The organism is Brevundimonas sp. LF-1 (genome assembly GCF_037055305.1).
Classification (GTDB): Bacteria; Pseudomonadota; Alphaproteobacteria; order Caulobacterales; family Caulobacteraceae; genus Brevundimonas; species Brevundimonas sanguinis.
Genome location: NZ_CP146349.1, coordinates 2284453 through 2297019, shown reverse-complemented (window position 1 = coordinate 2297019; position 12567 = coordinate 2284453). Strand labels below are relative to the sequence as shown.

The window sequence follows — 12567 nt, the reverse complement described above, 5'->3', positions numbered from 1 at the left end:
GTCCGATCCACCTCCCCATTGGCATGGGGAGGAAATCACGGGCTTTTCAAAGCTGAGAACCGTTATCAATTAAGGGGTTGAGACGTTTTGTCCTGCGCCTGACATGGACAAGACCGGGCGGCGCGCGCAATTAGGCTCGCAAAGCTGCATAAGCGAAAGAAGCGCCGCCTTGTTCGACTATAAGTCCGCCTTTCAGAACTCTGTGGATCAGGTCCGCAGCGAAGGCCGTTACCGTGTCTTCGCCGATCTGAAGCGGGTGCGCGGGCAATTTCCTCTTGCCCGCCGTCGGCGCGCGGACGGCACGCACCAGGATGTGGTGGTCTGGTGCTCGAACGACTACCTCGGTATGGGCCAGCATCCGGCCGTGGTCGAGGCGATGAAGACGGCGATCGATCTCAGCGGCGCCGGGGCAGGGGGCACCCGCAACATCTCGGGCACCACGCGCTCGGCCGTCGATCTGGAAGCCGAGCTGGCCAGCTGGCACCAGAAGGAAGCCGCCCTGCTGTTCACCTCGGGCTATGTGGCCAATGAGGCGACGCTGTCGACGCTGCAGAAGATTTTGCCGGGCCTGATCATCTTCTCGGACGCGCTGAACCACGCCTCCATGATCGCGGGAATCCGCAACGGCGGCGGCGAACGCCACATCTTCCGCCACAACAACCTCGAACACCTTGAGGAACTGCTGGCGGCCGCGCCGGTCAACGCGCCCAAGCTGATCGCCTTCGAGAGCGTCTATTCGATGGACGGCGACATCGCCGACCTGGCGGGCACCATCGCCCTGGCCAAGAAGTACGGCGCCCTGACCTATCTGGACGAAGTCCACGCCGTGGGTCTGTACGGCGCGACCGGCGCCGGCGTCGCCGAGCGCGACGGCGTGCTGGACGGCATCGACATCGTCGAATGCACCCTGGGCAAGGCCATCGGCGTCATGGGCGGCTATATCGCCGCCGACGCGGTGATCGTGGACGCTGTGCGCAGCTGGGCCTCGGGTTTCATCTTCACCACCAGCCTGCCGCCCGCCCTGACAGCCGGGGCGCTGGCCTCGGTCCGCCACCTGAAAGCGCACCCCGAACTGCGCGAGGCCCATCAGGAGCGCGCCGCCACCCTGAAGCGCCGCCTGACCGAGGCGGGCATTCCCGTCCTGCCCAGCGTCAGCCACATCGTGCCGGTTCACGTCGGCAACCCGGTCCACTGCAAGCTGATCTCGGACATGCTGCTGGAAGAGTTCGGCATCTACGTCCAGCCCATCAACTATCCGACCGTGCCCAAGGGGACCGAGCGCCTGCGCTTCACCCCTCGCCCGATCATGATGATGCGATGATCGACAAGCTGGTCGATGCGATGGACAAGCTGTGGTCCCACTGTAACGTGGCGCGGCGTCCGGTCGCGGCGTGACGGCCGGCGCTGACCTCGGCGAGATCATCGTCGAGTTCGTCCGAAACGGCCCCTATGTGAAATGCTCCGCCGTCCACACGGCCACGGGCGTGGAGGTCTCTGCCATAGGCCCCGCCGCCGAGCCGCGCGCGGTCGAACGCGTAGCGATCGCCAAACTGAAACGAGCGTTGTCACAGCGGTGACCCCTAGATGTTGTGGTGTTCGGCAGCGCGGCCTAGAAGGGAGCGCCGTTTCAGCCTTCAGCCTCCGGGATGCCTCCAGTGACCGCCTTCACGCACGATTCCTATTTCACCAAGAGCCTCGCCGATGCTGATCCGGCGATCTTCAAGGGCATTCAGGGCGAGCTTGGTCGCCAGAAGGAGCAGATCGAGCTGATCGCTTCGGAAAACATCGTCTCTCAGGCGGTGCTGGACGCGCAAGGCTCCGTCCTGACCAACAAATACGCTGAGGGCTATCCGGGTCGTCGCTACTATGGCGGCTGCGAGTTCGTCGACATCACCGAAGACCTGGCCCGCGAGCGCGCCAAGGAACTGTTCGGCGCCGCCTATGTGAACGTCCAGCCCCACTCGGGCGCCCAGGCCAACCAGGCCGTCTTCTTCTCCCTGCTGCAGCCGGGCGACACCTTCCTGGGCATGGACCTGGCCTGCGGCGGCCACCTGACCCACGGCTCGCCCGCCAACCAGTCGGGCAAGTGGTTCCGCCCCGTCACCTACAAGGTGAATGAAGACGACCATCTGATTGATTATGATCACGTCGCGGAAATGGCCCAGAAGGAAAAGCCGAAGCTGATTCTGGCCGGCGCCTCGGCCTACAGCCGCCACATCGACTTCAAGCGCTTCCGCGAGATCGCCGATTCGGTCGGCGCCTATCTGATGGTCGACATGGCCCACTATGCGGGCCTGATCGCCGGCGGCGCCTATCCCGACCCGATGCCCCACGCCCACGTCGTCACCACCACGACCCACAAGACCCTGCGCGGCCCGCGCGGCGGCATGATCCTGTCCAACGACCTGGATCTGGGCAAGAAGATCAACTCGGCCGTCTTCCCCGGCCTGCAGGGCGGCCCGCTTGAGCACGTCATCGCCGCCAAGGCCGTGGCCTTCGGCGAGGCGCTGAAGCCCGAGTTCAAGCTCTACGCCCAGCAGGTGGTCAAGAACGCCCAGGCCCTGGCCGCCGTTCTGGTCGAGCGCGGCCTGGCCATCGTCTCGGGCGGCACCGACAGCCACCTGATGCTGGTCGACCTGCGTCCCAAGGGCGTGACCGGCAAGGCCACCGAGCATGAGCCTCGAAAAGGCGCTGATGACCTGCAACAAGAACGGCGTGCCGTTCGACACCGCGCCCTTCACCGTCACCTCGGGCGTGCGCCTGGGCACCCCGGCGGGCACCACGCGCGGCTTCGGTGAGGAAGAGTTCAAGCAGATCGGCCACTGGATCGCCGACGTCGTGTCGTCGATGAACGGCGGCGACGAAGCCGATCCTGCCGTCGTCGCGGGCGTGGCGGCTCAGGTGCGCGAACTGACCGCGCGCTTCCCGATCTATCGCTAAGAGGTCCATCGGATGAAGTGCCCCTTCTGCGGAAACGCCGACACCCAGGTGAAGGACAGCCGCCCGTCTGACGACGGCGCGGCCATCCGGCGCCGTCGGTCGTGCCCGCAATGCAACGGGCGCTTCACCACCTTCGAGCGGGTGCAGCTGCGCGAACTGGTCATCCTGAAACGGAACGGCCGCCGCACCCTTCGATCGGGACAAGCTGGAACGCTCGCTGGGCATCGCGCTGCGCAAACGCCCGGTCCAGCCCGATCAGGTCGAGCTTCTGGTCAGCCGCATCGTGCGCCAGCTGGAAAGCCTGGGCGAGACCGAGATCCCCTCGCACATCGTCGGCGACTTCATCATGAAGGCGCTGAAGTCGGTCGATGAGGTCGCCTACGTCCGCTACGCCTCGGTCTACAAGGACTTCCGCCACACCAGCGATTTCGCCAATTCCTCGGAGACGAGGGTTTCGACGAGACCAAGTCCGGCCAGGACTGATGCGCCCGCGCGTCACCCTGAAGCTGGCCACGTCGCTGGACGGCCGGATCGCCACGGCCACGGGCGAAAGCCAGTGGATCACCGGGCCCGAAGCCCGTCTGCAAGGCCACCGCCTGCGCGCGATGCATGACGCCATTCTGGTCGGCGTCGAGACCGTGCTGGCCGACGACCCGGAACTGACCGTCCGTCTTCCTTCTCCACTCGGGGAGAAGGTGGCTCGCGTAGCGAGACGGATGAGGGGCTGTGTCATCACGCGAAACGGCTGAAGTCGAGGGCGCGTCCGGCGCCCCCTCATCCGAGCGGCCCCGCCGCCCACCTTCTCCCCGAGGAGAGAAGGAGCCCGTTGAGGGTCGTGCTCGACAGTCGTCTGCGGACCCCGGCGAAAGCCAAGGTCGCATCCGGCAACACCCTGATCCTCACGACCGCCATGCCCCACGCCATTGGCCACGCCGACGTCATCACCGTCACCGCCTCGGACGGCCGCCCCGCCATCCCTGCCATCCTCGACGCGCTCGCCGCCCGCGCCATCACCTCAGTCCTGATCGAGGGCGGGGGCCGGGTCGCCGCCTCCTTCATCCATGCCGGCGCAGTGGACGCCATCGAGTGGTTCCGCGCCCCGATCCTGCTGGGCGGGGAGGGCAGGCCCTGCGTCGCCTCCCTGGCGCTTGCAAAGCTGGCCGACGCCCCCAAGTTCCGTCGTCTGGGCGTCGAGCCTGTCGGAGACGACCTGTGGGAACGCTACGCCCGGGTCTGACGCCTCCGCAGGCGCGATTTCAGACGAATTAGACTAATTAGACTCTGTTTTTTGGGTCCGAAGGGACCGGAGCTTTCATGTTCACCGGCATCGTCACCGACATCGGCCGCGTCCGCAGCGTCCGCCAAACCGACCGCGACCGTCGCTATGAGATCGAGACCGTGTGGGACACGGCCGGAATCGACCTGGGCGCCTCCATCAGCCACGCGGGCTGCTGCCTGACGGTGACGGAAAAGGGCGAGGGCTGGTTCGCCGTCGAGGTGTCGGGCGAGACCCTGTCCAAGACCAAGCTGGGCGATTGGAGCGAGGGCAGCCGCATCAATCTGGAACGCGCCGCCAAGCTGGGCGACGAACTGGGCGGCCATATCGTCTCGGGCCATGTCGATGGTCTGGGTGAAGTGATCTCGATCACGCCCGAAGGCGGCTCGCACCGCATCGTGATCGAAGCGCCCGCGCCCCTGCACAGATTCATCGCCCCAAAGGGCTCAATCACGGTCGATGGGGTTTCCCTGACGGTGAATGGGGTGCATGAGCGCCGCTTCGACGTGAACATTATCCCGCATACGTGGAATGCGACCACCCTCGGCGGCCTGAAGGTCGGCGAAAAGGTCAATCTGGAGATCGACATGCTGGCGCGTTACCTCGCGCGGTGGCAGGAGACCGCATGATGAAACTGGCCGTCCACAATACCGACAGCCCGATCAGCTCGATCGAGGACATTATCGAGGACGCCCGCAACGGCCGCCCCTACATCCTGGTGGACGCCGAGGACCGCGAGAACGAGGGCGACATCGTCATTCCGGCCCAGTTCGCCACGCCGGAACAGATCAACTTCATGATCCGCTATGCGCGCGGCCTGGTGTGCCTGGCCATGACGGCCGAGCGCGCCAAGCAGTTGCGCCTGCCGCCGATGGCCGCCGAGAACCGCGAGAGCATGGGCACGGCCTTCACCATCTCGATCGAGGCCAAGGAAGGCGTCACGACCGGCATCTCGGCCGCTGACCGCGCTCACACGGTCCAGGTGGCCGCCGACCCGTCGCGCACCGCCGACGACATCGTCTCGCCGGGCCACATCTTCCCGCTGGTCGCGCGCGACGGCGGCGTCCTGGTGCGCACCGGCCACACCGAGGCCGCTGTGGACATCAGCCGCATGGCCGGCCTGATCCCCGCCGGGGTGATCTGCGAGATCATCAAGGACGACGGCGAGATGGCGCGGATGCCTGATCTCATCGCCTTCGCCCAGTTGCACGGGCTGAAGATCGGCACCATCGCCGACCTTATCGCCTATCGCCGCCGCACCGAGCGCTTTGTCGAGCGTGTGCTGGAGACGCCGTTCGAGAGCGTCCACGGCGGGCCGTTCAAGCTGATCCTTTACCGCAACACCATCGAGGGCGCGGAGCACGTCGCGCTGGTGCGCGGCGATATCGATCCGGCCAAGCCGACTGTCGTGCGCATGCACCAGATCGACTTCGCCGCCGACCTGCTGGGCCATGTCGAGGCCCGCCAGGACTATATTCCGAAGGCGATGCAGGCGCTGGCGGCCCATGACGGCCCGGGCGTCGTCGTCTTCCTGCGCGACCCCGACCTGCATGGCCTGGCCGAACGGCTCGGCGGCGTGGCCAAGCCCGCGGCGGCGGATCGCTCGCTGAAAGCCTATGGCGTCGGGGCGCAGATTCTGCTCGACCTCGGCGTCAAAGACATGATCGTGATGAGTTCGACGCGACCCAATCCGACGGCGCTTGAAGGCTATGGCCTGCGCATCGTCGGCTGGCGCGACATGGACGGAGAAGACCAATCTTGAACGACCCCACTCGCGTCCTCATCGTTGAGGCGCGCTTCTACGACGAACTGGCCGACGCCCTTCTGGAAGGGGCGAAGGACGCCCTGCGCGCGCAAGGCGTCCAGTATGACGTCGTGACCGTGCCCGGCGCTCTGGAAGTGCCGACCGTGATCGCCATGGCCGAGGAGGCCGGGCGCTATCCGACCGCGCCGCGCTACGACGGCTATGTCGCCTTGGGCTGCGTGATCCGCGGCGAGACCTACCACTTCGAGATCGTCTCGGATCAGTCGGCCGCCGGCATCCGCCACCTGGGCCTCAAGGGCGTGGCTATCGGCAACGGCATCCTGACGACCGAGGACGAGGAGCAGGCCTGGGCCCGCGCCCGCCTCAGCGAGGGCGACAAGGGCGGCTTCGCCGCCCGCGCCTGCCTGGACCTGATCTCTATCCGTAAACGCCTGCGTGGGGGCCTGGCCTCGTGACCGAACCGACCAGCGCCCCGGCGACCGTCGCCGAAGTCATGGCTCAACTGGCCGAGGCTGAAAAAGCCCGCGCCGAGCCGCAGCTGACCAGCCGCCAACGCCGCGCCCGCACGGTCGCCCGTCTGGCCGCCGTTCAGGCCCTGTATCAGATGGAGCTGGCGGGCGAGGGCGTCGACAGCGTCGTGCGCGAGTTCCGCAATCACCGCTTCGACGCCGACATCGACGGCGCCCTCTGGCCGAGGCTGACGAGGACTGGTTCTCCGAGATCGTCCACGGCGTGGTCGAGGATCAGCGCGGCATCGATGAGGCGATCAAGGCGCGCTTGGCCTCCAACTGGCGGCTGGAGCGTCTGGACGCCACGCTGCGGGCTCTGCTGCGCTGCGGCGCGTGGGAGCTGAAGCACAAGCCGGACGTGCCGCGTGAAATCGTCATCGACGAGTACGTCGAACTGGCCAAGGCCTTCTTCGACGACGCGGAGGCGAAGTTCGTGAACGCGGCGCTGGACGGCGTGGCGCGCGATGCCCGCGATTGACGTCGCGGGTGAATTCGAGACCATCCAGCGGCTGCTGAAGCCGCTGGCGCACCCGGAATGGGCGAGGGGCTGGCCGACGACGTGGCCGCGCTGCCCTCGCGACCGGGACACGACCTGGTTCTGACCAAGGACGCGATCGTCGAGGGCGTCCACTTCCTGCCCGACGACCCGCTGGACACGGTGGCGCAGAAGCTTTTGCGCGTGAACCTGTCCGATCTGGCGGCCAAGGGCGCCGAGCCCTTCGGCTACCTGTTGGCCTGTCATTGGTCAGAGCGCTGCGGCTGGCCCGAGCGCGAGGCTTTCGTCGCCGGGCTGCGGCGCGATCAGGCCATTTTCGACATTTTCCTGCTGGGCGGCGACACGGTGAAGACGCCGGGCCCGGCCAGTTTCTCGGCCACAATGATGGGCTGGGCGCCGTCAGGCGCGGCGGTCAGCCGGGCGGGCGCGCGGGCGGGCGATCTGGTCTTCGTCACCGGAACCATCGGCGACGGTTGGCTGGGCCTTCAGGCCGCCCAGGCGACCCTGACGCTGGAGCCCGAACGCATGGACGCGCTGGAGGCCGCCTATCGCACCCCCATGCCGCGCGTGGAGTTCGCGCCCGTCGTTCTGGGCCTCGCCACGGCCAGCGCCGACGTGTCCGACGGCCTTCTGGCCGACGCTGCCCACATCGCCGAAGCCAGCGGCGTGCGACTCGAGATCGATCTGGAGGTGCTGCCGATGTCAGCGGCGGCCCAGGCCTGGTTCGAGGGGCGTGTCGACCCTCAGGCGGCGCTGGAGCTGCTGGCCAGCGGCGGCGACGACTATGAGATCTTGCTGACCGTCCCGGCGGGCGCCGAGAACGCATTGCGCCGCGAGGCCGAGCGCCGCCACCTGCGCCTGACCTGCATCGGCCGCGTGACCGAGGGCAGGGGACTGTCCCCGCGCTATCTGGGGCAGGCCATCACCCCGACCCGCACCGGCTGGACCCACGGCTGAGCGCAACGGAATCCTAACCGGGCACGGCCAGACTGAATTCATGAACCGCCGCGCCCTGATCCTCGCCTTCGCCGGCGCCGCCCTGTCGGGTTCGGCGCTCGCCTCGCCCTCAGCGGAAACGCCCGCCGAGCCCGCGAGCTTTAACCTCACCGGCGTGGGCCTGCCGATCATCGTGGGCGGCCGCGTCCGCAACTACGTCTTTGCAGAACTGAAACTGTATCTGGGCGAGGGCCAAACCCTGGATGCGGTAAGGGCTAAGGAGCCCTATCTGCGCGACGCCCTTGTCCGCGCCGGGCACCGGACCCCTTCGTCCTCGCAGACGACTGGAATCAGTTGGACGCCGCAGCGCTGAGCGCCAGCCTGATCCGCTCGGCCGACAGCCTGATCGGCAAGGGGGCGATCGCCCGTGTCGAGGTCGTCAGCCAGGCCGCGCGCCGCCGCACGACTGTGCGCGCCCTCTGAAAGAGCGCTGTTGCGCCACGGCTCTGCTTTTGGCACGATTTAGCCGCAATTCCCGAGGGGCGTGAATTTACGTCTGTAAGCGCACGGGGGACCGGAAGGCGGCCGAGAGGCGACAACGCCCGTAGCGCAGCCCATGGATCCGCGCGTCTAGTTGCATAGGGCTTGGAAACGCCATGACGTCATATCTTTGGCTGGTCATCGCGGCCGGCGCTTTGGGGGTGCTTTACGGAGCCGTCCAGACCGCCGCCCTGATGAAGGCCGACAGTGGTAATGAACGGATGCGTGAGATCGCCGCGGCGATTCAGGAAGGGGCATCCGCCTATCTGAAGCGTCAGTACACAACGATTGGCATTGTAGGGGTCGTGATCTTGGTCGCGGCCTTTTTTCTTATCGGGATCTGGGCGGCGCTCGGCTTCCTGATCGGCGCCGTCCTGTCGGGCGCGGCGGGCTATGCGGGGATGCTGATCTCCGTGCGCGCCAACGTCCGCACGGCCCAGGCCGCATCGCAGAGCCTGTCCAAAGGACTAGACCTGGCCTTCCGCTCCGGCGCCATCACCGGCATGTTCGTGGCGGGCGGCGCTCTTCTGGGCGTGTCCGGCTACTACGCCTTCATGACCCAGGGAATGGGCCACGCCTCCACCAGCCGCGAGGTCATCGACGGCCTTGTGGCGCTGGGCTTCGGCGCCTCTCTGATTTCCATCTTCGCGCGACTGGGCGGCGGCATCTTCACCAAGGGGGCCGACGTCGGCGGCGACATGGTCGGCAAGGTCGAGGCCGGCATCCCTGAGGACGACCCCCGCAACGCCGCCACCATCGCGGACAATGTGGGCGACAACGTCGGCGACTGCGCCGGCATGGCCGCCGACCTGTTCGAAACCTATGCCGTCACCACGGTGGCGACCATGGTGCTGGCGGCCATCTTCTTCCGCAACCAGCCCTATGTCGACGTGCTGATGCTGCTGCCGCTGGCGATCTGCGGCGTCTGCATCGTGACGTCGATCATCGGCACCTTCTTCGTCCGTCTGGGCAAGAGCGGCAACATCATGGGGGCCCTGTATCAAGGGCTGATCGTGACCGGCCTGCTGTCGCTGGTCGCCGTCTGGTGGGTGATCAACCAGCTTCTACCGGGGGCGGTCGAAACCTCGGGCGGGTTGCTGATTCAGCCGATGAGCCTGTTCTGGGCCGGCGTCGTCGGCCTGCTGGTCACGGCGGCCATCGTGGTCATCACCGAATACTACACCGGCACGGGCTTCCGTCCGGTGAAGTCGGTGGCCAACGCCTCGGTCTCGGGGCACGGCACCAACGTGATCCAGGGCCTGGCCATGTCGCTGGAATCCACGGCGCTTCCGGCCCTGACCATCATCGTCGGCATCGTCGCGGCCTTCCAGTTGGCGGGCCTGTTCGGCATCGCCATCGCCACCACGACCATGCTGGGCGTGGCGGGGATGATCGTGGCGCTGGACGCCTTCGGACCGGTCACGGACAACGCGGGCGGCATCGCCGAGATGGCGGGCCTGCCGCCGGAAGTGCGCGTCTCGACCGACGCCCTGGACGCCGTGGGCAACACCACCAAGGCCGTGACCAAGGGCTACGCCATCGGTTCAGCAGGCCTGGGGGCGCTGGTTCTGTTCGCCGCCTATGTGGAGGACCTGAAGTTCTTCGCAGCCGAGGCTCAGCCGGGCAGCTTCTTCTACGGTCTGGGGGAGGTCGCGTTCGATCTGTCCAACCCCTATGTCGTGGTCGGCCTGCTGTTCGGCGGCTTGCTGCCCTTCCTGTTCGGAGGGCTGGCGATGACGGCGGTGGGCCGCGCCGCCGAGGCCGTCGTGGCCGAGGTGCGTCGTCAGTTCCGCGAGAACCCCGGAATCATGACGTTCGAGACGAAGCCGGAATACGGCAAGGCGGTGGACATCCTGACCAGCGCGGCCATCCGCGAGATGATCGTGCCCAGCCTGCTGCCGGTGCTCTCGCCGATCGTCCTGTTCGTCGTCATCCTGTTCATCCAGCCGGACAAGGCCAACGCCTTCGCTGCGCTGGGGGCCATGCTGATGGGGGTGATCGTGACGGGCCTGTTCGTCGCCATCTCCATGACGTCGGGCGGCGGCGCCTGGGACAACGCCAAGAAGCTGATCGAGGAAGGCTTCACTGACAAAAACGGCGTGGTTCACGGCAAGGGCTCGGAAGCGCACAAGGCCGCCGTCACCGGCGACACTGTGGGGGATCCCTACAAGGACACCTCCGGCCCGGCGGTGAACCCGATGATCAAGGTCACCAACATCGTGGCGCTGTTGCTGCTGGCGGTGCTGGCGAGCGGCAAGATCGTCTGACAGCGCTCAGCTGGAACTGAAAGCGCCCCGGAGAGCGATCTCCGGGGCGTTATCTTTTGCGCCCTATGCTCGCGACGCGGTCGCTCGCGGCTTTAGGGCGACTGTATGCTGTGGCCGTTAGTCCGGGCGGCGCTGACCAGGAACGTCGTCTTCGGTGCGCGGCAGTTGGCCGCGGCCGACGTTGCCGAGCAGTTGCTCGAGGATGGTCAGCTGGCGGCCGCGCGTCGGGGTCTCGCGGCTCTCCATGGCGATCTGGCGGCCGTCTTCCAGGCCCAGATTGCGCACCGTGGCGACCTTGCCGTCCGCCTCGTTGAAGGTGATCTCCGTCACCGTGCGCTGCGACACCTTCGGCTTGTTGTAGGTGTAGCGCTGGGTCGTCTGGGTCAGATAGTACCAGACGTTCTCCGCCTCAAAGGTCGAGGCCGTGGAGGGCGTGCCCAGCTTTGTCAGCACGGTCTCCCGCGTGTCGACGCCAGCCTCGATATCCTGAGGTTTGACGTCCACGGCCTGAAAGCCCTGGGTGGCGACGACTGGCGCGCAGGCGCCGGCGGCGGCGGCGAGCGAGGCGGCGATGATGAGCGACGTAAAACGGGGCATCGGCGATGGGCCTCAAGAAATAAGGTCTTTGACCTAACCGTCGCTGCGTCCTAGTGCAACGGCGCGGCGGAAAAGGGGCCGTGAAATCCTATGTTCAAGACACTCTTCAAGCGCCAGACGCAAGATCGCCATGTCCAGGCCCTGTACGCCCTGGCCGTCGATCAGGCCCGCCAGCCTGATTTTTACACGCGCCTGGGCGTTGCGGACCGCATCGACGCGCGTTTCGAACTCTACACCCTGCATGTGCTGCTGCTGTTCGTGCGGCTGAAGCAGGACGGAGAGCGTGGCGCTGACCTGTCCCAGAAGCTGTTCGACGCCTATGTGTCGGCGCTGGACAACGTGCTGCGCGAACTGGGCGTGGGCGATGTCTCGGTGGGCAAGAAGATGCGCAAGCTGGGCGAAGCCCTCTATGGCCGCATGAGCGCCTATGAAAAGGCGCTGAGGGCAGGGGATCACGAGGGCCTTCAGGCCTCGATCGCCCGCAATGTCTTTGAGAGCGAAGACGCCGCCGCTGGCGCGGCCCTGGCGCGCTACACCATCGATTCGCATGAAAGGCTGGCCCGACAGCCGTCGGCCGCCGTGGAAAAGGCGCCGGACTGGGCGATGATCGTCGCATGACCCTTCCTGCTCTCCCCTATAGCGAACCTATCCGCCTGCATCAGGTCGGCGTTTCCCTGAGCCGTCGGCTGGAACCGGACGACGCAGCGCGCGCGCGGATCGCGCGGGCGTTGAGCCTGAAGTCGCTCGACCGATTCGTCGCCGATATGGAGATCGTCCCCACCGTGTCGGGTTGGCGCATGGAAGGCCGGGTCCAGGCTGACGCCGTTCAGGCGTGTGTCCTGACGCTAGAGCCGCTGCCTGTCGCCATCGACGAGAAGTTCTCGATCAACCTGACCGAAACGGCCCGAGATTCAGGCCAACGAGGAAGGCGAGATTGATCTCGAGGCTCGACGACGACTCGGCCGACGTGGTGGAGAATGGTCAGATCGACCTGGGCCAGTATGCCGTCGAGCAACTGGCTCTGCATCTGGATCCCTACCCCCGCAAGGAAGGCGCGGTGTTCCAACAGCCGCCGGAGCCCGGAGAAATCTCGCCCTTTGGCGTGCTCAAGGCGCTTAAGCCAAACGGCCAGACCGACAAGAGTTGACCTAAGGTCGCTCAAGCCTCATCCACGGTGCGACATTTTCGTCCGCTCGCCTTAAACTGATGCGCCGCGGCAAGACGGCGACGGAGTCGATTTT

At 66.6% G+C, this 12567-nt stretch carries 14 protein-coding genes and 4 pseudogenes; 17 read left to right on the top strand and 1 reads right to left on the bottom strand.

The annotated features are described in order from the left end of the window. Positions 1 to 169 precede the first annotated feature (169 nt). From hemA to V8F63_RS12660, 14 genes and pseudogenes are all read left to right on the top strand, one after another. Positions 170 to 1395, top strand: a pseudogene (gene hemA, locus V8F63_RS12725) (5-aminolevulinate synthase). After that, positions 1392 to 1577, top strand: coding sequence for a DUF6898 family protein (locus tag V8F63_RS12720; protein ID WP_253121449.1), 186 nt, complete (start codon positions 1392 to 1394; stop codon positions 1575 to 1577). The pseudogene hemA and the gene V8F63_RS12720 overlap by 4 nt, the downstream one beginning before the upstream one ends. A gap of 69 nt (positions 1578 to 1646) precedes the next feature. Continuing rightward, positions 1647 to 2940: pseudogene (gene glyA, locus V8F63_RS12715) on the top strand (serine hydroxymethyltransferase). Between the two features lie 12 nt (positions 2941 to 2952). Continuing rightward, positions 2953 to 3423, top strand: a pseudogene (gene nrdR, locus V8F63_RS12710) (transcriptional regulator NrdR). Next, complete coding sequence (locus V8F63_RS12705; RefSeq protein ID WP_392353497.1) at positions 3423 to 3689, top strand: RibD family protein; 267 nt, start codon at positions 3423 to 3425, stop codon at positions 3687 to 3689. Before nrdR ends, V8F63_RS12705 begins: the two are co-directional and overlap by 1 nt. Positions 3690 to 3775: 86 nt before the next feature. Further along, positions 3776 to 4177, top strand: a complete 402-nt coding sequence (locus tag V8F63_RS12700; RefSeq protein WP_392353495.1) for a RibD family protein — start codon at positions 3776 to 3778, stop codon at positions 4175 to 4177. 77 nt (positions 4178 to 4254) lie between these two features. After that, on the top strand, positions 4255 to 4845 hold the full coding sequence (locus V8F63_RS12695) for a riboflavin synthase (protein ID WP_392353493.1): 591 nt from the start codon (positions 4255 to 4257) through the stop codon (positions 4843 to 4845). Further along, positions 4842 to 5978 (top strand): 3,4-dihydroxy-2-butanone-4-phosphate synthase, encoded by a 1137-nt coding sequence (ribB, locus tag V8F63_RS12690; protein WP_392353491.1) that lies wholly within the window; start codon positions 4842 to 4844, stop codon positions 5976 to 5978. Before V8F63_RS12695 ends, ribB begins: the two co-directional genes overlap by 4 nt. After that, on the top strand, positions 5975 to 6436 hold the full coding sequence (gene ribH / locus V8F63_RS12685) for a 6,7-dimethyl-8-ribityllumazine synthase (protein ID WP_392353489.1): 462 nt from the start codon (positions 5975 to 5977) through the stop codon (positions 6434 to 6436). The genes ribB and ribH overlap by 4 nt, the downstream gene beginning before the upstream one ends. 38 nt (positions 6437 to 6474) lie before the next feature. Continuing rightward, positions 6475 to 6968: pseudogene (gene nusB / locus V8F63_RS12680) on the top strand (transcription antitermination factor NusB). A gap of 57 nt (positions 6969 to 7025) precedes the next feature. Then, complete coding sequence (thiL, locus tag V8F63_RS12675) at positions 7026 to 7943, top strand: thiamine-phosphate kinase (RefSeq protein WP_392353488.1); 918 nt, start codon at positions 7026 to 7028, stop codon at positions 7941 to 7943. Positions 7944 to 7983: 40 nt separating this feature from the next. Then, positions 7984 to 8295: a hypothetical protein gene (locus tag V8F63_RS12670; protein WP_392353487.1), complete on the top strand. Its 312-nt coding sequence runs from the start codon at positions 7984 to 7986 to the stop codon at positions 8293 to 8295. Beyond that, positions 8277 to 8405 carry a hypothetical protein gene (locus V8F63_RS12665; protein WP_392353485.1) on the top strand — a complete coding sequence of 43 codons (129 nt, stop codon included), beginning with the start codon at positions 8277 to 8279 and terminating at the stop codon, positions 8403 to 8405. Before V8F63_RS12670 ends, V8F63_RS12665 begins: the two co-directional genes overlap by 19 nt. Positions 8406 to 8578: 173 nt before the next feature. Beyond that, the gene (locus V8F63_RS12660) at positions 8579 to 10729 is read left to right on the top strand and encodes a sodium-translocating pyrophosphatase (protein ID WP_392353483.1); all 2151 of its coding nucleotides are present in this window, start codon (positions 8579 to 8581) and stop codon (positions 10727 to 10729) included. 117 nt (positions 10730 to 10846) lie between these two features. Here the strand turns inward: V8F63_RS12660 and bamE are convergent, their stop codons facing one another. Then, complete coding sequence (bamE, locus tag V8F63_RS12655; protein ID WP_025977062.1) at positions 10847 to 11326, bottom strand: outer membrane protein assembly factor BamE; 480 nt, start codon at positions 11324 to 11326, stop codon at positions 10847 to 10849. A 90-nt stretch (positions 11327 to 11416) separates the two neighbouring features. Here bamE and V8F63_RS12650 point away from each other — a divergent pair, with 90 nt between their 5' ends. From V8F63_RS12650 to V8F63_RS12640, 3 genes are read left to right on the top strand one after another with little or no spacing between them, the layout of a single operon-like run. Beyond that, positions 11417 to 11944: a ubiquinol-cytochrome C chaperone family protein gene (locus V8F63_RS12650; protein ID WP_025977061.1), complete on the top strand. Its 528-nt coding sequence runs from the start codon at positions 11417 to 11419 to the stop codon at positions 11942 to 11944. Then, a complete protein-coding gene (locus V8F63_RS12645) occupies positions 11941 to 12264 on the top strand; it encodes a hypothetical protein (RefSeq protein ID WP_392353481.1) in 324 nt (107 codons plus the stop codon). The genes V8F63_RS12650 and V8F63_RS12645 overlap by 4 nt, the downstream gene beginning before the upstream one ends. Further along, the gene (locus V8F63_RS12640; RefSeq protein WP_392353480.1) at positions 12261 to 12473 is read left to right on the top strand and encodes a hypothetical protein; all 213 of its coding nucleotides are present in this window, start codon (positions 12261 to 12263) and stop codon (positions 12471 to 12473) included. Before V8F63_RS12645 ends, V8F63_RS12640 begins: the two co-directional genes overlap by 4 nt. Positions 12474 to 12567: the final 94 nt, after the last annotated feature.

Bases quoted from the DNA above. Each gene is read 5' to 3' on its own strand.
- V8F63_RS12705 (WP_392353497.1), top strand. From the start codon at position 3,423: ATGCGCCCGCGCGTCACCCTGAAGCTGGCCACGTCGCTGGACGGCCGG.
- V8F63_RS12695 (WP_392353493.1), top strand. From the start codon at position 4,255: ATGTTCACCGGCATCGTCACCGACATCGGCCGCGTCCGCAGCGTCCGC.
- ribB (WP_392353491.1), top strand. From the start codon at position 4,842: ATGATGAAACTGGCCGTCCACAATACCGACAGCCCGATCAGCTCGATC.
- thiL (WP_392353488.1), top strand. From the start codon at position 7,026: ATGGGCGAGGGGCTGGCCGACGACGTGGCCGCGCTGCCCTCGCGACCG.
- V8F63_RS12670 (WP_392353487.1), top strand. From the start codon at position 7,984: ATGAACCGCCGCGCCCTGATCCTCGCCTTCGCCGGCGCCGCCCTGTCG.
- V8F63_RS12660 (WP_392353483.1), top strand. From the start codon at position 8,579: ATGACGTCATATCTTTGGCTGGTCATCGCGGCCGGCGCTTTGGGGGTG.
- bamE (WP_025977062.1), bottom strand. From the start codon at position 11,326: ATGCCCCGTTTTACGTCGCTCATCATCGCCGCCTCGCTCGCCGCCGCC.
- V8F63_RS12650 (WP_025977061.1), top strand. From the start codon at position 11,417: ATGTTCAAGACACTCTTCAAGCGCCAGACGCAAGATCGCCATGTCCAG.
- V8F63_RS12645 (WP_392353481.1), top strand. From the start codon at position 11,941: ATGACCCTTCCTGCTCTCCCCTATAGCGAACCTATCCGCCTGCATCAG.